The organism is Peribacillus simplex (assembly GCF_001542915.1).
Lineage (GTDB): Bacteria > Bacillota > Bacilli > Bacillales > DSM-1321 > Peribacillus > Peribacillus simplex_B.
In genome coordinates, this window is sequence record NZ_LNNH01000012.1 from 172,097 (window position 1) to 189,155 (window position 17,059).

A 17,059-nucleotide genomic window follows, 5' to 3' on the forward strand; every position below is an offset into this window, starting at 1 on the left:
TCAGTACTAGAACCGCACGCACTTTCACTATGCCCCATGTTTGTCTGAACCTTAGACCCTTATCTTATGATGCAGATTTCCATCCGCTTTTTAGTTGAATTTGTGCCTTGGCAACTTGTCCATATTATCGAGCATGATCCCAGTTCCTATTGCTACACAATCCATTGGATGCTCTGCAACCAGTACAGGGACTTTAAGTTCTTCGGCAAGCAGTAAATCGATGCCATGAAGCAAGGCTCCCCCGCCCGTTAAGATGACGCCGCGGTCGATGATGTCAGCCGAAAGTTCAGGCGGTGTCCGCTCAAGCACGCTTTTGGCAGCTTGTACAATGACGGAAACCTGCTCGCGAAGAGCTTCCTCGATTTCTTCGGAGTTGACAGATATGGTCCTAGGCAGGCCCGACACCATATCACGGCCACGAATGTCGATGACTTCATTGCGTGAACCTGGGAATACCGTCGCAACCTGGATCTTGATGTTTTCCGCTGTACGCTCACCAATCAGAAGCTTGTACTTCCGCTTGATATAATGCAGGATTTCGTTGTCGAATTTGTCACCGGCCATTTTAATGGAAGAAGATGTAACGATGTCACCCATTGACAGTACGGCAATATCCGTCGTACCTCCGCCTATGTCCACGACCATATTGCCGCTCGGTTGAAAAATATCCATGCCGGCGCCGATTGCAGCCACTTTCGGTTCTTCTTCAAGAAATACTTTTTTCCCGCCGCTTTTTTCAGCAGCTTCTTTGATTGCCTTTTGTTCGACACTCGTTATGTTTGTCGGGCAGCAAATCAGAATCCTCGGCTTGGAAAGGAAGCCCTTGACATTCAATGTATTGATAAAATGCTTAAGCATCGATTCTGTTACATCAAAATCGGCAATGACTCCATCTTTCAAAGGGCGAATGGCGATGATGTTTCCCGGGGTCCGGCCTACCATTTTACGAGCTTCTTCCCCGACTGCAAGAACACGGTTCGTATTCTTATCAATCGCCACTACCGAAGGCTCATTTAACACAATTCCTTTACCTTTGACATGTATAAGAACATTGGCTGTTCCAAGATCTATCCCAATATCTCTAGCAAACATTTCTTAAATCCTCCTTGAATATCCTCACATATAACCTACTTCTGTCCTAATTGTTTATTTTACCATATTGCATTGACACAAGTAAGTATGAATTATAAATAAACGTTAATGAATACTTTTATTTCCTATTTTACCAAAATGTAAGTAATTTCAATACCATATGTACTATCCTTGTTTTTGCCAAAAAAAAACCCGGCAGTGAATGGCCGTCAAGGTTCGGATTTCATCCTGTCCCTGATGGCTCGACTCACATCCAAATGCCGGAATGGTCCCCTGTTTATTTGACGATTTCTTCTTCTCTTTCAGAGCGTTTATATTTTAATTTCGTTGCTTCCCCGCCCCTAAGGTGACGGATGGATTTATGATAATCCAATATATCCTTTACTTCGTTAGCCAAATCAGGATTAATTTCTGGCAGCCTCTCCGTTAAGTCTTTATGGACTGTACTTTTAGAGACTCCGAACTCTTTTGCAATGACGCGGACCGTTTTTCTAGTTTCCACGATATACTTTCCTATCTTGATGGTTCTTTCTTTGATGTAATCGTGCACACCACTCGACCTCCCCAAATTGGATGTGAGAAGTGTGAAATGAGATTCGTATTTTTCGAATCGAATACCGCTGCCCTATAAACAATGAAAGATAGAATTATTCACCTATTAGATAATTTGTAATAAACGATTCCTCACCTCAAACACTCTCTTTGCATGGTTTATAACATCTTATTAGCTTGGTTAAGAATATATGCCTAATGGGACAGGAGGTTTGGATATATTTCTAAGTATGACCTGTTTTATTTTGTAAGGAGAAAATTATTTCCCAAGAAATTTGTCGGAAATTCAAAAGTTTCAGCAAAAGTGAACGTATTTCCCCGAAAAAAAAGAAAGCCGTCCAGAGTGAACGGCTTTCTTTTACCAAATTTTCAGTTGTTGTCATTCGTAACGCCCAAGGTTTTCGTTTTGATTTATGAAAAATCTTTTTATTAATTAGATTGATTTAACGAATCTTTTAAAGAACCGCTTTCTTCCGTTGTATCTTCAGCTTGAGTTGAGCCTTCCTTATCCGTGCCATTCTCTAACTCGGTGCCTTCGTCAGTTTCGTCAACGGCAGGAGTCTCTTCCTTGCCAGTTTCAGATTCTTCGACTGCAGGTGTTTCTTCTTTTTTGGCTGAGTCGTCAAGTTCGCTTCCTTCCGCTTCAGTTGCAGCTTGAATGGCAGAAGCTTGTTTATCAAAAAACTCGATTGGGTTCAACGCGATGTTATCTTTTCTGATTTCGAAGTGAACATGTACGCCCGCTTCTTCATTGATTTGGCTTTTTCCGGCTGCAGCAAGCGATTGTCCTTGCTTTACCTTATCGCCAACTGCAACTTTAATGTCTTTAACAGATTGATAACGAGTAACGACACCATCTTCATGCGCTACTTCGATTAGATTTCCAAGTAAGGCATCATTTTGAACTTTCGTTACATTCCCGCTTAATGAAGCCTTAACATCGAAAGACTTTCCGTCTTCCATTGCAATGTCGATCCCTTTGTTTTGCTCATATCTATTGTTGTAGAAAACCAAAGCATCTTCTTGTGCCTTTTCATCTGCATTCACATCATAAAATTGTTTCTTGATTACCGTCTTATCTGCATTGGCCACAGGCATCTTGGTTGTTTCAAGATTACTATTGACCTCTACTGACGGCTCGCCATAGTTTTTACCTGTTTCAGCTGATTCCTCTTTGCTATCATTAGCTGAATCATTAAAACTATTTTGTAATAAGAAGGCCGCGGCTAAGATTATGGCTGCACTTGCGATATAGATTGTTGCTAACGCCCAACGCTGTTTTAGTATACGTCGGATTGTGGAAGTTGATTTCTTTTCTTCCTCTCTCATATTAATCACCTCAGCAATCATTCTGAACATTTTGTTAAGATTATATACACGCATGAAAAAAATTTTTTAGATTTATTTTGTGGAAATGAAACCGATTTTATTCGCGGAATGGTAAAATGTTTGGTATCTTACTGCCGAAGGATGTTTAATTTATGAAAAAAGCCCTTAAACTCGTGTTAACCTTACTGCCTTTTCTATATATGATTGCGATCTGGATCATGTCAGGCAACCCCGATGACATGATTCTTGACCTCCCATCATCGTCGATTGACCGATTTATAAAAGAGGCGCTTCATCTTGTGGAATTCGCCCTTTTGTTCATATTATTCGTATCGGCCCTTGCCGCAAACCAAAAACTGAAACCAGGCCTAAGCTTGCTGGCTGCCCTTGTAGCATGCCTCTACGGAGTCTTGGATGAATACCATCAATCCTTCATTCCGTACCGCTCAGCAACCTTAATAGATATAATAAAAGATATCATTGGAGTGGCTGCTGTCTATTTCCATGTCCAATATCATTATTTCAAGCATGGACGGGGCTTTTTGACCATCATCGAAAAAGCGACCGCAAAAAAATGAGAGACGGGATATCCCGTCTCTCATTTTTTTGCGGTCATCGTATTCAGCCACTTATTGGAGGACTGTACTTTGACTCCTTTATAATAATACTTTACGATATCTTCATAGTTTTTTCCTTCCCTGGCCATTCCATTTGCACCGTATTGGCTCATCCCTACGCCGTGCCCTGAGCCCCTTGTCGTAATGACGATCTGGTTGCCTTGGCGCTCCCAGTTAAAATCCGATGATGTCAGCCCGAGCTTTTCACGAATCTGTTTTCCTGTCAATTTCTTGCCCCCGATTTCCACTATACCGACGCGATTACCTGAAGTCCTTTCAACGACAGTCCCTATCGTTGTGCCTGATGAAAGACTTACTCCAAGTTTGTTTTCAAAATCGGCAGTGTTCACGACAACTTTATTATAAAACTTTGGTGACTCCTCTTTATCCCACGGACTCGATACACTTCTTAAATAAGGGAAATCCGCTTGCCAATAGTCCTCCGAATTCTCCGTATAGCCATTGCTTGTGGAAAAAAATGTGGCTGTGATCGGCTTTCCATCATAGGTTAGGATTTGCCCCTCCGTTTCCTTGATGGCCTTGCTGATTTTTTTCATCTTCGATTTATAATCAGAGCCCCATTGTTTTTTGAGCTCATCGTTATTTTTATAAACTTGATGCATGACCGTATCACTCACATCGGCACCGTCAGGTAAACCTAAGCGACTCTCGCCAATAAGCTGATTGACAATGTACGTCCTGGCCGTCAACGCTTGTGCCTTCAGTGCTTCTTCCTCGAATTCCGCTGGCATCTCAGCTGCAACGACGCCAGTCAAATACGTTTCCAACGGCACCTTTTCAATCTTTTTTGCATGGGTACGGTAAACGGCAACTTCAACGGAACTCATTTCATTGGCACTCACTTCATTACTGCTGTTCTTCACTTTCTTCTCTAATTGTTCTGCTAACTCACCACTTGTCTTATCATTTGAAAACGGAAGCACAAGCACTGCTGGAATCATGATAATTACGAATGCTACTGCTATGAATAGTACGATCATCGGTTTGATTGCTTTCAAACTCCTGAGCCTCCCTACACTTGTTTTCTCTGCCGCGCTTAACTATCGGCAGGATCTTTATATAACAAATGTATGTCGAAGGACAAGCATTTATGAATAGAAAAACGGGAACTCCCTGCAAGTGCCATACATGTACCAACAACAAAAAACCATTCACGTTTCAATGACTCAAACGTAAATGGTTTTACAAGCTATCTTATGCGTTTAGATCGGCAATTTTTTTCGTTTCTGCCGGTACATCTTCATTAATGCGTTCCACATCGGCGCCTAAAGCTGCCAATTTACCGTGGAAGTTCACGTAACCTCTGTCAAGATGCTTCAATTCCGTAACGCGAGTGATGCCATCCGCAACCAATCCAGTCAGGATAAGCGCTGCTGCGGCACGTAAATCCGTTGCAGCTACCTCAGCACCTTGAATGTTCGTCGGTCCATTAACGATAACGGAGCGGCCCTCGATTTTGATATTGGCATTCATACGGCGGAATTCCTCAACATGCATGAAACGGTTTTCGAAAACGGTCTCCGTAATCATACTTGTTCCTTCGGCACGCAACAATAATGCCATCATTTGGGACTGCATATCAGTCGGGAAACCAGGATGCGGCATTGTTTTGATATCAATCGCCTTCAAGGTTTTTGGCCCGATGACGCGCAAGCCATCTTCTTCTTCAAGGATCTTGACTCCCATTTCCTCCATTTTGGCAATAAGGGAAGTAAGGTGTTCAGGTACAGCTCCTTGAACAAGAACGTTGCCGCCAGTAAGGGCTGCCGCTGTCATGAAGGTACCAGCTTCGATACGATCAGGTATAATATGATGTTCAACGCCATATAATTTATCGACGCCTTCGATTCTCATCGTACCCGTACCGGCACCTCTTACTTTGGCACCCATTTTATTAAGGAAGTTCGCAAGATCTACAATTTCAGGCTCTTTGGCCACATTTTCCAGAACAGTAATACCTTCGGCAAGTGTTGCTGCCATCATGATGTTTTCGGTGGCACCCACACTCGGGAAGTCTAGATACACACGTGCACCCTTAAGCCTTCCTTCGACTTCGGCATCAATGAAACCATTGCCGACCTTTACTTTTGCTCCCATCGCTTCAAAGCCCTTTAAATGCTGATCGATAGGACGTGAGCCGATGGCACAGCCGCCTGGAAGAGCCACGCGGGCCCGGCCATTCCTTGCTAATAAGGAGCCCATCACTAAAACGGAAGCTCTCATTTTACGCACATATTCAAATGGTGCTTCTTCTAATAACTCTCTTGATGCATCTACAGTTACTTGATTATCATGAAAGGCAACATCTGCATTTAAGTTGCGCAATACTTCATTGATTGTATATACATCGGAGAGCGTAGGAACATCTTTAATGATACTTTTCCCATCACTTGCTAATAATGTTGCAGCGATAACTGGCAAAACGGCGTTTTTAGCACCTTCTACTTTAACTGTCCCGCTAAGCCTTTTTCCGCCGCGGACGATGATTTTTTCCAAAAGTATTCCCCTCCGCGTCCATTTTCTCTATATTAATATTCAAACGTTATGATTGGTGTGCCAACTACAAAGTTCGTTCGTTCACCCAATCCTTCTGTCCGTAGCCCAAACTGCAAATTTAATTTTTCTTTTGTCAAAGGTTGTTTAAACAATGTTGAATGTGCAGATATTGATGTAAAGTTTGTTTCATGCACACTCTCAATTTCCCTTGCTTGGAACATATCTAACAGGTCTTCAGTTTTAGAGTTTAAAACCGAATCCATATTATCATTGATAGACCCTTTAATACAAGAAAAAATTGAAGGAGCCCCTATAAATAGGTCATTTACCCTGTTCTGGAATGTGGTTGTAAAAAAGGCTGGATTGCCTTTTTTCCATTTCTGTCCCTTCACTTCATAAATGACATAGGTAACTGTATCAAGTTCCTCTTTCGTTGTCATTATTTTGATAGACTCGGTTAGACCTGAATCGATATTGTACGTTAACGCCTCAGCCTTCCAGCCGGAAGCATCATCTTTCCGGTGCCATTGAAATTGAGGGTATTTTTGTTTCAAAGCGTAAACTTCGCTTTCGAACTCTTGTTTAGTTGCAATCTCTTTATTTATCTCTCTAGCGAGTACAGACCAATCACCTATGTCCAAATCCTTATCTTCTTGTAACAGTTTAACCATTTTGACTATATCTGGTTTAGTTTCTGCCACAATCGTACTATTCCCAATTAAAATCACCATCAAACCAAGAAATACTATGTATATTAACATTTTTTTGTTTACATTATACATGTTAAATCCCTCCCCTTTTATGCATTATTACCATAAGGAGAGAAATCATACTTCAAGTTTTCCGACAATTGATGATACCTTCCAGCTGGCATGTTGCTTGGGAAGGCATGGCGAATAAAAGAGTAGGATCTTATTTTGCTATAAACAGAGTCTTACAGCCTATCAGTCATCACTGAACATATACGGGAGTTGGTTGGCAAATCCCAGGTAATCAAGGAAGAAATTACTCACAACTGAACCGATGGCAACCGTCAATAAAATATATAAAACCCTGGCCTTGATGACCGAATTCGATCTTAACATTTTATCGAAATGTAATGCCTGTAGGGCCCACCAGGTAACTGCGATGAAAAACAAATGTGCAATTATCCCTGTTAAAGCCTGCTGTCCCATTGCTGAAAACATGTACATACCTCCTAAAAGACACCCGTCTTCTATTCTAACACAAAACGCCCTCATATTTGGAATATAAAAGGAAGAATTGCAAAATATCTTTTTATAAATCGTAAATAGAGGCTTGATCCCATGGAACAAGCCCCTATTTATAGGCATTATATCATTTACCCGAAATAAAGTCTGTAAAATCACCAAATTGTTCATGAATAAAATCGAAGGCGATATTTGGAACCACCCCCAAAAGTACGGTGCCGATTGCACAAATGATCAGAACGGCAGAAACACCCGAGCGAACCTTTATGACCTTATCTGAATGGATCGGCCGGAAAAAGACCTGGACCAATAATCCAAAGTAATACACATAGGAGACGATGGTTCCTGCAATCATGATTCCGGCAAGGACGAAATGGCCAGGCTCGGTAATGAATGTCCCGAGGAAGATATTCAGTTTGCCAATGAAACCGCTCGTCCCTGGAATTCCGGCCAGCGAAAGGATATAGATGGTGAATGCAAGTGCCAGATAAGGAGATTTCCTTCCCAGTCCCGCAAAAATGCTGATATCCTCTGTACCGCTTTGGCTGGACAGCAGCTGAATGACTGCAAATGCGCCGATGTTCATCAATACGTATGCCAGTAAATAATACCAGATCGTATCCAGCAGGAAATACCCTCCGCCCAATGTAGCCACAGCTACAAGGAGATACCCTGCATGGGCAATGCTTGAGTAGGCAAATAATCGTTTTACATTTTGCTGCCTTAACGCAACCACATTTCCAATGATGATTGTCAGACCAGCCATGAATGCTATATAGCCATCATTTTTTTCCAAAAAGTCGAGTGCCCCGAAGGCATCACCTGGAGCTGTCAGGAACAAGGAAAGAAAAATGCGCAGCAGGATGACAAAACCTGCCATTTTCGAAATGACGCTTAAGAAGGCCGCCACAGGTATCGGTGCACCCTCATAAGCATCCGGTGCCCACATATGAAAGGGAGCGGCAGCTATCTTGAAGGATAACCCGACAAAAACCATGAAGAAGGCGAGGCCCATGATATATTGCAGCTGGCTGTCCGTCATCCCGGCCATCGTCCGGCTCATTTCCCCTAGATTGACTGAACCCGTAACCCCATATAAATAACTCATCCCGAATAAGGTGATGGCCGTGGAAATCCCGCCGTTTATCACATACTTCATCGATGCTTCATTAGAGGAACGGTCGCGTTTGCGTATTCCGACTAATATATAGGATGAAAGGGAAAGCAGCTCCAGCCCGACAAACAGTGTTATCAAATCCCCGCTTGAGGTCATGATCATCGCACCAAGCAAAGCGGTCAGGAACAGATAATAAAATTCCCCACGGTGTTCACGCAATCCCTCTTTTGGCTCATAGCCTTCAGCGAGAAGGATGATAAGCCCCGCTCCGACCAATAACAGGAGCTTAAAGGCTTTTGCAAATGAATCCAAACGAAATGTATCGGACAAAATACTGACTGTCTCAAAGGATAGTAGGCTGACAAGCGACAAACCTGCCAAAATGATGCCGGTTAGCGCGAGCCACGCCAATTTCCTTCGATTAAAGTGCACCGGCCAGAACAAATCCAATATCGACAGAGCCATGGTCGTGCCAAGGATGATGAATTCAGGCATCATCGCTCCCCAATTATAAGAAAGCATCGTGTTCCAATCCATCTATCATCGCCCCCCTAGAGCTAGCATCACGGCTTCTATCGTACCTTGAAGAGGCCCGCCTAACATATTTGGATACACGCCGATCGCAATGATCAGGCCGAGAAGCGCCAATGCCGGTACAAACTCCCAGCTTTCAAGATCCCGCTTCTCTTTCTCTACCAAGCTATCATTCTTGCCAAACGTCATCCGCATGACTGCCCTCAGTATATAGACGGCTGTCAAAACAAGTCCGATCACCCCGATTGCAGCAAGCAAAGGCTGACTTTTGAATAAGCCGAGAAACACCATGAATTCACTGATGAAGCCGGACATGCCCGGCAGACCGAGCGAAGCCAGACCGCATGCCAGTAAAAACCCGGAAAATACAGGCATCGACTTCGCCAATCCCCCAAGCGCAGGGAGCATCGTGGTCCCTGTCCTTTCGTTCAATGCACCCACCAGGAAAAACAGAAGTGCAGCTATTAAGCCGTGTGAGATGACTTGAAAGATCGCCCCCTGCAGCCCCGCATCGTTCAAGGCCCCCAGCCCCATCATGACGATCCCCATATGCGAGATCGATGAGTAAGCTAAAACAAGCTTGAAGTCCGTTTGCAGCATCGCTAGCAAGGCTCCATATAAAAAGCTGATGACTCCCATCAGTACAATCGCAAATGCCAAGCTTTTATATTGTTCAGGGAATATCCCCATTCCAAACCTGATGATCCCGTAAGCCCCTATTTTCAATAGAACACCAGCATGAATCATGACAATGGAGGGAGGCGCCTCTGCATGAACCCGCACCATCCAGCTGTGAAATGGAAATACGGGCAGCTTTATCGCAAATGCAATCAGAAAGGCCAGGCATAATCCATATTTCATCGAACTCGAAATCGGAGCAAACAGCGATACACCGCCCATTGTCATCATTTGGGTCAAAGCCGCAATGTTGGTCGTACCTGTCCTGGCAAACAAAATCAAAATGGCCACCAATAGTACGGCCGAACCGATCCCGTTATAAATCAGAAAATGATACGACGCCTTTTCCCTCTCAAGGAAGCCCCACTTGCCAATTAAGAAGAAGGCGGGAATCAACGTCATTTCAAAGAAGATGAAGAAAAGAATCAGATTTTCTGCCGTAAAGACACCGAGCATCCCGATCTCCAGGATCAAAAATAACAAGTAATAGCCTTTCCATCCGCGCTTTATATATATCGAGGCGATTGCCGCCATTGAAGAAATGATGGTCGTCAGTAATAGGAAAATGAGACTCAACCCATCCAGCCCCAACTCAAAATTCACGGTAAAAAGCTTGGGATCATACATCTCCAAATTTCCGAACCTGATCCAATCGACCTTAATGTTAAAGCTGGAAAGAGCCACTCCCGAATAATATTGGCTGCATAAAAAGAACGAGAGGAATAGGGGGGGAAGCGTTCCGAAAAAGCCAAATTGCTTGATGGTCCTTCCCTCATTTTTTGGCATCAGGGCGACCATCAAGATTCCAAGCAAAGGTGAAAACACCAAAAGCGAGAGCAAATAGGCATTCATCTTAAATACCCCCCAGTTAAACCAAATATGACCAGCAATACCGCAAGACCCAGAAACGCGATCATCCCATATTGCTGTACCTGCCCTGATTGCAGTTTAGATCCTATTTTCCCCAACCCTTCTATTGAACCGGTTACCGTCGATATCAAGCCACCGATGATGAACCTCTCAATATAAGATAGAAATAAGCCAAGCCCTTTCGTTGCATGAACTATAGTAAAATAATAAATTTCATCAATATAATATTTATTTTCCAAAACTCGATATAATGTGGAGTTTTCTTTGACGAGCCAGCCCCGGGGCAGCTTCGCTTTAGCGTACATCATATAGGCAAGGACGATCCCGGCAAGCGCCACAAGCACGGCAAGGACCATGATCCAAACAGGTCCCTCACTATGTCCGGCACCAAGCACAGCTTCATTCCCCTCTACAAGCCACTCACCAAGGAAGGTCCCGAACCACGGGGTTTGGATATATCCAGCGACCACAGCCAGTACCCCTAAAACAAGCATGGGAAGCAGCATGACCCCAGGAGATTCCTTGACCTGATTTGCTTGATTGCGAGACTTTCCGGCAAAAATCATGAAAAATAGCCGGAACATGTAAAAGGCAGTTAAAAAAGAGGTGATCACCGCGAGTGAAAACAAGAAATAGTTACCATTCACCCATGCCGCCATCAAAATTTCATCTTTACTGAAAAAGCCCGAGAGCAAGGGAAACCCTGATATCGCCAGAGTTCCAGTCAAGAACAGCGGTCCTGTCCAATTCAGCCTCGCCCATAATCCGCCCATCCTTTCAATATCCTGTGTATGTATGGCATGAATGACACTGCCAGCAGCCAAAAACAACAGTGCTTTAAAAAAGGCATGGGTCACTAAATGAAACACACCGGCCACATATCCCGCAGTACCTAAAGCAAGCATCATGAAGCCAAGCTGAGAGATGGTCGAATAAGCCAATACCCGCTTGACATCCTTTTGGACAGAAGCGATACTTGCGGCGAAAATGGCTGTGAACCCGCCTGTTACGGCGACAGCCTGCATGGCCGCTTCACTAGCGAGGAATAACGGGAACATGGTCGCTACAAGATATACGCCTGCGGCCACCATGGTTGCGGCGTGAATGAGTGCGGAAACCGGCGTTGGGCCCTCCATTGCATCAGGAAGCCATGTGTGAAGCGGAAATTGCCCCGACTTCCCAACGGCACCAATAAAAATGAGGATGGCGATCAACGTCAAGCTCCCATCCGATATCACACCCGAGTGAACGGCTTGAAAAATCTCCCCATATTCGAAGCTGCCCGTTTCCCAGAATAAGAGGATAATCCCGATCAATAGCCCTACATCCCCGATCCTGGTCATGATGAATGCCTTTTTCGCTGCATTCTTGGCTTCCTGTTTATAAAAGTAAAACCCAATCAACAGGAAGGAGCCTACCCCGACCAATTCCCAGAAGAAATAAAGCTGCAGTAAATTCGGCGCCATGACCAGTCCAAGCATGGCAAAGGTGAAAAAGCCCAGATAAGCATAAAAAGTGGAGAATCGCTCTTCACCCTTCATGTACCCCAACGAATAGATTTGGACCAGCAGGCTGACAAAGGAAACGATCACAAGCATCAAGGCATTAAGCTGATTGATTTCGAATCCGGCCGTAAGCTGCGTGCCCCCTATCGCAAGCCAATCCATCGTTGTTTTATAAGTAGGTGCTGTGAACCTTTCCATCAAGGTAAGCATCGATAAAACAAAAGAAGCCAACGTAAAGATTATTCCTATATATGCCCCCCGCTCCCGTAGCCGGCCACCTGATAGAAGCAGAACCATAAACGTGACGAGTGGAAAAATCGGTATGAGCCAAGCGTTCTCCATCATCGTATCAAATCCCCTTCTTCATTCATATGAACCCTCAATGCTTCATGATATCCATTTCATCGACATTGACCGTCTTCCGCTTGCGGTAAAGGGACATTAATATTGCCAGCCCTACAGCCGCCTCGGCTGCAGCGATTGTAATCGTGAATAAAGAAAACACCTGGCCCGTAATCGATGGTGTTACCCCGAATTTACTGAAGGCAACTAAATTGATATTGGCGGCGTTCAGCATCAGCTCGATCGAAATCAAAACGATCACAGCATTTCTTTTCGTCAAGGCCCCATACAGCCCTATACAAAAAAGAACGAGCGCCAATACGAGATAAGCAGACAAGGGAACTCCCGTCATGATCGATCTCCCTCCTCATCATCTTTTTTAGCTAATACGATGGCTCCGACTAAAGCCACCAGCAGGAGTACCGACATTACTTCAAACGGAATCACATATTTAGAGAACAGTGCGATTCCTATTTGTTTTGTATTTTCCTCATGCAAGGCAGTCGGCTGTACCGGTATATCCAAATCATAGATTCCCAGATAGACGGCTACAGCGAATCCTGCAATCGCTAACAGCAGAGGTAATTTCCCCCGCCCCCCTTTTGCCGGTTCATCGTGTTCCCGATGGTTCGTCAACATGATTCCGAATAACATCACGATCGTAATCGCCCCGGAATAAATCAGGATTTGGACGATGGCGACAAACTCCGCCGAAAGCAGCAGATAAATGCCCGCAATGCTTAAAAAGGTAAAAACGAGTGCAATGACCATGTGCACCACTTTCGTTAATGTAATTAGCAGCACCCCGCCCAATATGGCGACGAGTGCCAAGCCAAAAAAGGCAATCAGTTCGCCGGATACACTCATACTTTATTCACCTTCCGGATATTCTCATCATTTTCATCAAGCCACTCCAAATTTTTGAATAAATGATCACGGCTATACTCCGCCAGCTCAAACTGGTTCGTCATGACGATCGCTTCTGTGGGGCAAACCTCCGTGCATAAATCACACAAGATGCAAATTTCGAAATTAATGTCATACGTGTCAATGATCTTCCCCTTTTTGGAAGGGTCCGGATGTTTTGTTCCCGTTAATTGTATGCAGTCCGTTGGGCAAATCGTCACACATTGATTGCATACGATGCACTTTTCAGGGTAGAATTTTTGGATTCCGCGGAAGCGGTCAGGAAGCGGCATCGGTTCATTCGGGTAGTCATACGTCACTTTTTTCCGGGTCAAGTTCTTTAATGTATAGCTTAAACCTTTAGCTAAACCAAGCATGTTCATCACTCTCTTTCCGATCAGCTTTAAGTTTTTTAAATAAGGTGAACGATTTCTTTTATGATGGCCGTCAAGAATATATTGGCTAACGCAACCGGGAGCAGCACCTTCCAACCGAACTCCATTAATTGATCGGCCCTTATCCGAGGAAAGGTCACCCTGATCCAAACCAATACATAGAACACCGCACTGAACTTGAGGCCGAACCAAATGGCTGCCGGAATAAAATCCAAAAACGGAATAGAATTCCATCCTCCTAAAAATAATACAGTGGTTAATGTGGCCATTGCAAACATATAAACATATTCCGATAACATAAAGAAGGCCCAGCGAAATCCGGAATATTCTACATGATACCCTGCTACAAGCTCCGATTCCGCTTCAGGAAGGTCAAAAGGGACCCGGTTCAGCTCAGCCACAGATGCAATCATGAAGACGATGAAGGCAATCGGCTGAAGGAAAATGAACCAAACCTTCTCTTGGGCAGCCACGATGTCGTTCAGGTTCAAGCTGCCTGTCAAAAGGACGATTCCCACTAACGACATCACCAAGGGAATTTCATAAGAGATCATTTGCGCGGCTGCGCGCATGCCACCGATCAACGAATATTTATTATTGGACGCCCAGCCCGCCGTGACGATGCCGATCGTCGAAATGCCGGATATCGCCACATAATACAGCAAACCTACCCCAATATCGGCAAATTGGAACGCATCGGTGAACGGCAAAGTGGCAAGGACCATGAAAGCGGGGGCAAAGGCGATCACCGGCGCCAATATATAAAGCGGCCTGTCGGCTTTTTTCGGTATCGTATCTTCCTTGATCAGAAGTTTCAAAACATCGGCAACGGTCTGCAAGAGACCCCATTTCCCGCCAATTTGGTTCGGACCGATCCGCAGCTGCATAAACCCCATGATTTTTCGTTCCGAGAGGATTCCATAAGTGACAAACCCCAGGACGACGAATAACAGCAGGACCGCCAAACCAAAATAAATGCCAAAGTTCAGCAGGCTTGGAGCGGAGTGGAGTAAATCCTTGATCATTTATCCATCCACCTCCCCTAGAACGATATCGATGGCTCCTAATATCGTTATCAAGTTCGCCATATTTTCCCCTTCCAATAATTTGGGGAGAATTTGCAGATTATAAAAAGAAGGCCGGCGAAACTTCAAACGATATGGCTCCTTTTTCCCTTCACTCGCAATATAACAGCCGATTTCCCCTCTTGGTGATTCAATTCGTACGAAGGCTTCACCCTTTGGCACCTTTATGATTTTGGGAACCTTGGCAAGGACCGGTCCTTCTGGAAATTGCTCAACCGCCTGCTCAAGGATTTTCAATGATTCTTCGATTTCTTCCATCCTGCAGTGATACCGTGAAAAGGCATCTCCCTCCTCCCGGGTGGGAACATCAAAGGTGAACCGGTCATAAATCGAATATGGTTCATTTTTCCGCAAATCCCATTTGACACCCGTGCATCTTAAGTTGGCACCGCTAAGCGAATACTGCAGCGCTTCCTCCTTCGTATAGATGCCAACCCCTTTAACCCGGTTCACAAAGATTCCATTCCCTGTCACCAGCTCATGGTAACCGGCAAGCTGCTCCCTCATATAAGGCACGAACTCGGCGATTTTTGCAATCCAGCCTTCGGGGGCATCCCATTTCACGCCGCCCACTCGCATATAATTGAATGTAAGCCGTGCCCCAGACAATTCGGTCAATAAGTTGACGATCATTTCACGCTCGCGAAACGCGTATAAAAAAGGGCTCGTCGCTCCTATATCAAGCAAGTATGTCCCCCACCAAACAAGATGGCTCGCCACTCTGCCCAACTCCATGGCGATCACCCGCAAATATTCAGCCCTATCAGGGACCTCCAATCCCATCATTGTTTCGACAGCATGACATAACACATAATTATTTGTCATCGCCGCCAGATAATCGAGCCGATCGGTATATGGAATGATTTGCGTATATTGCAGGTTCTCCGCCAGCTTTTCCGTACCACGATGCAAATACCCGATAACGGGGGTGGCCTCTTTTATAATTTCGCCATCAATCTTGATGACGAGCCGAAAAACGCCATGCGTGCTCGGATGCTGCGGTCCGACATTGAGAAGCATTTCTTCCGTCCTTAACATTGGGGTTACACCTCCACATCATAAGGCTGATAATCTTTCCTAAGGGGATACCCTTTCCAATCATCACCAAGTAAAATCCGCTTTAAGTCAGGGTGCTCACGAAAATTGATACCTAATAAATCATAGGCCTCACATTCCGGCCAATTGGCCCCTTGCCATAACGGGACCAGTGAGGGAATGGCTGGAGAATCTCTGTCCAGCTTCACCTTAAGGGCAATGGATTGATTCATGTCGAATGAATGCAAATGTACATAGATTTCCATATGGGTTTCAAAATCGGTGCCGTGGAGTTCCGATAAGTAAGAAAAGTTAAGCTTTTCATCATAACGCAGTAATTTAGCTATTGAGTAGTATGTATCAGGATTCGCCACTATTGTAGGTACATCCTTTGATAGGTTATTAATATAGTGGTCTATTAATGCATCTTGTCCTACATGCCTTTCAATAGCATGAACAATTTGATTGAGTGTGGGCTGGTTTGGGGATGGCTCATTCTTATTGTCATCTTCCGTCCTTTCATCCACGTTGGTCCTGGACTTGGCAGCAGCAGCTGCCTTCGCCTTAGCCGCTGCAACGGCTTTAGCCTTCGCTTTTTCAGGATCTCCCTCACTACCGGCAGATTTTTGCTTTCGTGCGAGCGCTGCCGCCTTCGCCTTCGCCGCTGCGGCTGCCTTTTGCTTAGCTAGGTCCTCTTCTCCTGGCGGACTCTCCGACCCTTCCTCCTTCGCTTGCTTTCGTGCGAGCGCTGCCGCCTTCGCCTTCGCCGCTGCGGCTGCCTTTTGCTTCGCTAGCTCTTCTTCTCCTGGCGGTTTCTCTGCCCCTTCCTCCTTCGCTTGCTTTCGTGCGAGCGCTGCCGCCTTTGCCTTCGCCGCTGCGGCTGCCTTTTGCTTCGCTAGCTCTTCTTCTCCTGGCGGTTTCTCTGCCCCTTCCTCCTTCGCTTGCTTTCGTGCGAGTGCTGCCACCTTTGCCTTCGCCGCTGCGGCTGCCTTTTGCTTCGCTAGCTCTTCTTCTCCTGACGGTTTCTCCGCCCCTTCCTCCTTCGCTTGCTTTCGTGCGAGTGCTGCCGCCTTTGCCTTCGCCGCTGCGGCTGCCTTTTGCTTCGCTAGGTCTTCTTCTCCTGACGGTTTCTCCGCCCCTTCCTCCTTCGCTTGCTTTCGTGCGAGTGCTGCCGCCTTTGCCTTCGCCGCTGCGGCTGCCTTTTGCTTCGCTAGCTCTTCTTCTCCTGACGGTTTCTCCGCCCCTTCCTCCTTCGCTTGCTTTCGTGCGAGTGC

Annotated in this window: 17 protein-coding genes; 1 reads left to right on the forward strand and 16 read right to left on the reverse strand. The window is 45.2% G+C overall.

Going from position 1 to position 17,059, the window contains the following annotated elements:
• Positions 1 to 90 precede the first annotated feature (90 nt).
• The 3 genes from mreB to AS888_RS05950 all read right to left on the reverse strand — a co-directional run bounded on the left by mreB (position 91) and on the right by AS888_RS05950 (position 2,973).
• A complete protein-coding gene (gene mreB, locus AS888_RS05940; protein ID WP_061141258.1) occupies positions 91 to 1,092 on the reverse strand; it encodes a rod shape-determining protein in 1,002 nt (333 codons plus the stop codon).
• 277 nt (positions 1,093 to 1,369) lie between these two features.
• Positions 1,370 to 1,642: a sporulation transcriptional regulator SpoIIID gene (gene spoIIID, locus AS888_RS05945; protein WP_034315767.1), complete on the reverse strand. Its 273-nt coding sequence runs from the start codon at positions 1,640 to 1,642 to the stop codon at positions 1,370 to 1,372.
• Between the two features lie 431 nt (positions 1,643 to 2,073).
• Positions 2,074 to 2,973, reverse strand: a complete 900-nt coding sequence (locus AS888_RS05950) for a M23 family metallopeptidase (protein WP_061141259.1) — start codon at positions 2,971 to 2,973, stop codon at positions 2,074 to 2,076.
• A 152-nt stretch (positions 2,974 to 3,125) separates the two neighbouring features.
• Between AS888_RS05950 and AS888_RS05955 the strand changes: the two genes are divergently transcribed.
• Positions 3,126 to 3,551 carry a VanZ family protein gene (locus AS888_RS05955; protein WP_061141260.1) on the forward strand — a complete coding sequence of 142 codons (426 nt, stop codon included), beginning with the start codon at positions 3,126 to 3,128 and terminating at the stop codon, positions 3,549 to 3,551.
• A gap of 20 nt (positions 3,552 to 3,571) precedes the next feature.
• Here the strand turns inward: AS888_RS05955 and spoIID are convergent, their stop codons facing one another.
• The 13 genes from spoIID to AS888_RS06020 all read right to left on the reverse strand — a co-directional run.
• Positions 3,572 to 4,609 carry a stage II sporulation protein D gene (gene spoIID, locus AS888_RS05960; RefSeq protein ID WP_260320131.1) on the reverse strand — a complete coding sequence of 346 codons (1,038 nt, stop codon included), beginning with the start codon at positions 4,607 to 4,609 and terminating at the stop codon, positions 3,572 to 3,574.
• A gap of 196 nt (positions 4,610 to 4,805) precedes the next feature.
• Positions 4,806 to 6,107: a UDP-N-acetylglucosamine 1-carboxyvinyltransferase gene (gene murA, locus AS888_RS05965; protein WP_061141261.1), complete on the reverse strand. Its 1,302-nt coding sequence runs from the start codon at positions 6,105 to 6,107 to the stop codon at positions 4,806 to 4,808.
• A 32-nt stretch (positions 6,108 to 6,139) separates the two neighbouring features.
• A complete protein-coding gene (locus AS888_RS05970) occupies positions 6,140 to 6,889 on the reverse strand; it encodes a YwmB family TATA-box binding protein (protein WP_061141262.1) in 750 nt (249 codons plus the stop codon).
• A gap of 162 nt (positions 6,890 to 7,051) precedes the next feature.
• Positions 7,052 to 7,294 (reverse strand): DUF1146 family protein, encoded by a 243-nt coding sequence (locus AS888_RS05975; protein WP_061141263.1) that lies wholly within the window; start codon positions 7,292 to 7,294, stop codon positions 7,052 to 7,054.
• A gap of 151 nt (positions 7,295 to 7,445) precedes the next feature.
• Positions 7,446 to 8,972, reverse strand: a complete 1,527-nt coding sequence (gene nuoN / locus AS888_RS05980; protein WP_061141264.1) for an NADH-quinone oxidoreductase subunit NuoN — start codon at positions 8,970 to 8,972, stop codon at positions 7,446 to 7,448.
• A gap of 3 nt (positions 8,973 to 8,975) precedes the next feature.
• Positions 8,976 to 10,499 carry a complex I subunit 4 family protein gene (locus AS888_RS05985; protein ID WP_061141265.1) on the reverse strand — a complete coding sequence of 508 codons (1,524 nt, stop codon included), beginning with the start codon at positions 10,497 to 10,499 and terminating at the stop codon, positions 8,976 to 8,978.
• A complete protein-coding gene (gene nuoL, locus AS888_RS05990) occupies positions 10,496 to 12,367 on the reverse strand; it encodes an NADH-quinone oxidoreductase subunit L (protein ID WP_061141266.1) in 1,872 nt (623 codons plus the stop codon). The genes AS888_RS05985 and nuoL overlap by 4 nt, the downstream gene beginning before the upstream one ends.
• 34 nt (positions 12,368 to 12,401) lie before the next feature.
• Positions 12,402 to 12,716: an NADH-quinone oxidoreductase subunit NuoK gene (gene nuoK / locus AS888_RS05995; RefSeq protein ID WP_061141267.1), complete on the reverse strand. Its 315-nt coding sequence runs from the start codon at positions 12,714 to 12,716 to the stop codon at positions 12,402 to 12,404.
• Entirely contained in the window at positions 12,713 to 13,231 is a 519-nt protein-coding gene (locus AS888_RS06000; protein WP_061141268.1) for an NADH-quinone oxidoreductase subunit J, read from the reverse strand. Before AS888_RS06000 ends, nuoK begins: the two co-directional genes overlap by 4 nt.
• Positions 13,228 to 13,647: an NADH-quinone oxidoreductase subunit NuoI gene (gene nuoI / locus AS888_RS06005; protein ID WP_061141269.1), complete on the reverse strand. Its 420-nt coding sequence runs from the start codon at positions 13,645 to 13,647 to the stop codon at positions 13,228 to 13,230. Before nuoI ends, AS888_RS06000 begins: the two co-directional genes overlap by 4 nt.
• Before the next feature lie 35 nt (positions 13,648 to 13,682).
• Entirely contained in the window at positions 13,683 to 14,690 is a 1,008-nt protein-coding gene (gene nuoH / locus AS888_RS06010; protein ID WP_061141270.1) for an NADH-quinone oxidoreductase subunit NuoH, read from the reverse strand.
• On the reverse strand, positions 14,691 to 15,788 hold the full coding sequence (locus AS888_RS06015; protein WP_061141271.1) for an NADH-quinone oxidoreductase subunit D: 1,098 nt from the start codon (positions 15,786 to 15,788) through the stop codon (positions 14,691 to 14,693).
• 5 nt (positions 15,789 to 15,793) lie between these two features.
• Positions 15,794 to 17,059 (reverse strand): NADH-quinone oxidoreductase subunit C (locus tag AS888_RS06020; RefSeq protein WP_081092357.1); only part of this gene is annotated, 1,266 nt, incomplete at its 5' end.

What these genes read in the sequence shown, in the direction of transcription:
- AS888_RS05985 (WP_061141265.1), bottom strand. Translation starts at nt 10,499, where the DNA reads ATGAATGCCTATTTGCTCTCGCTTTTGGTGTTTTCACCTTTGCTTGGA.
- nuoN (WP_061141264.1), bottom strand. Translation starts at nt 8,972, where the DNA reads ATGGATTGGAACACGATGCTTTCTTATAATTGGGGAGCGATGATGCCT.
- AS888_RS05975 (WP_061141263.1), bottom strand. Translation starts at nt 7,294, where the DNA reads ATGTTTTCAGCAATGGGACAGCAGGCTTTAACAGGGATAATTGCACAT.
- nuoK (WP_061141267.1), bottom strand. Translation starts at nt 12,716, where the DNA reads ATGACGGGAGTTCCCTTGTCTGCTTATCTCGTATTGGCGCTCGTTCTT.
- AS888_RS05970 (WP_061141262.1), bottom strand. Translation starts at nt 6,889, where the DNA reads ATGTATAATGTAAACAAAAAAATGTTAATATACATAGTATTTCTTGGT.
- nuoI (WP_061141269.1), bottom strand. Translation starts at nt 13,647, where the DNA reads ATGCTTGGTTTAGCTAAAGGTTTAAGCTATACATTAAAGAACTTGACC.
- nuoH (WP_061141270.1), bottom strand. Translation starts at nt 14,690, where the DNA reads ATGATCAAGGATTTACTCCACTCCGCTCCAAGCCTGCTGAACTTTGGC.
- mreB (WP_061141258.1), bottom strand. Translation starts at nt 1,092, where the DNA reads ATGTTTGCTAGAGATATTGGGATAGATCTTGGAACAGCCAATGTTCTT.
- AS888_RS05955 (WP_061141260.1), top strand. Translation starts at nt 3,126, where the DNA reads ATGAAAAAAGCCCTTAAACTCGTGTTAACCTTACTGCCTTTTCTATAT.
- AS888_RS05950 (WP_061141259.1), bottom strand. Translation starts at nt 2,973, where the DNA reads ATGAGAGAGGAAGAAAAGAAATCAACTTCCACAATCCGACGTATACTA.
- AS888_RS06015 (WP_061141271.1), bottom strand. Translation starts at nt 15,788, where the DNA reads ATGTTAAGGACGGAAGAAATGCTTCTCAATGTCGGACCGCAGCATCCG.
- nuoL (WP_061141266.1), bottom strand. Translation starts at nt 12,367, where the DNA reads ATGATGGAGAACGCTTGGCTCATACCGATTTTTCCACTCGTCACGTTT.
- AS888_RS06000 (WP_061141268.1), bottom strand. Translation starts at nt 13,231, where the DNA reads ATGAGTGTATCCGGCGAACTGATTGCCTTTTTTGGCTTGGCACTCGTC.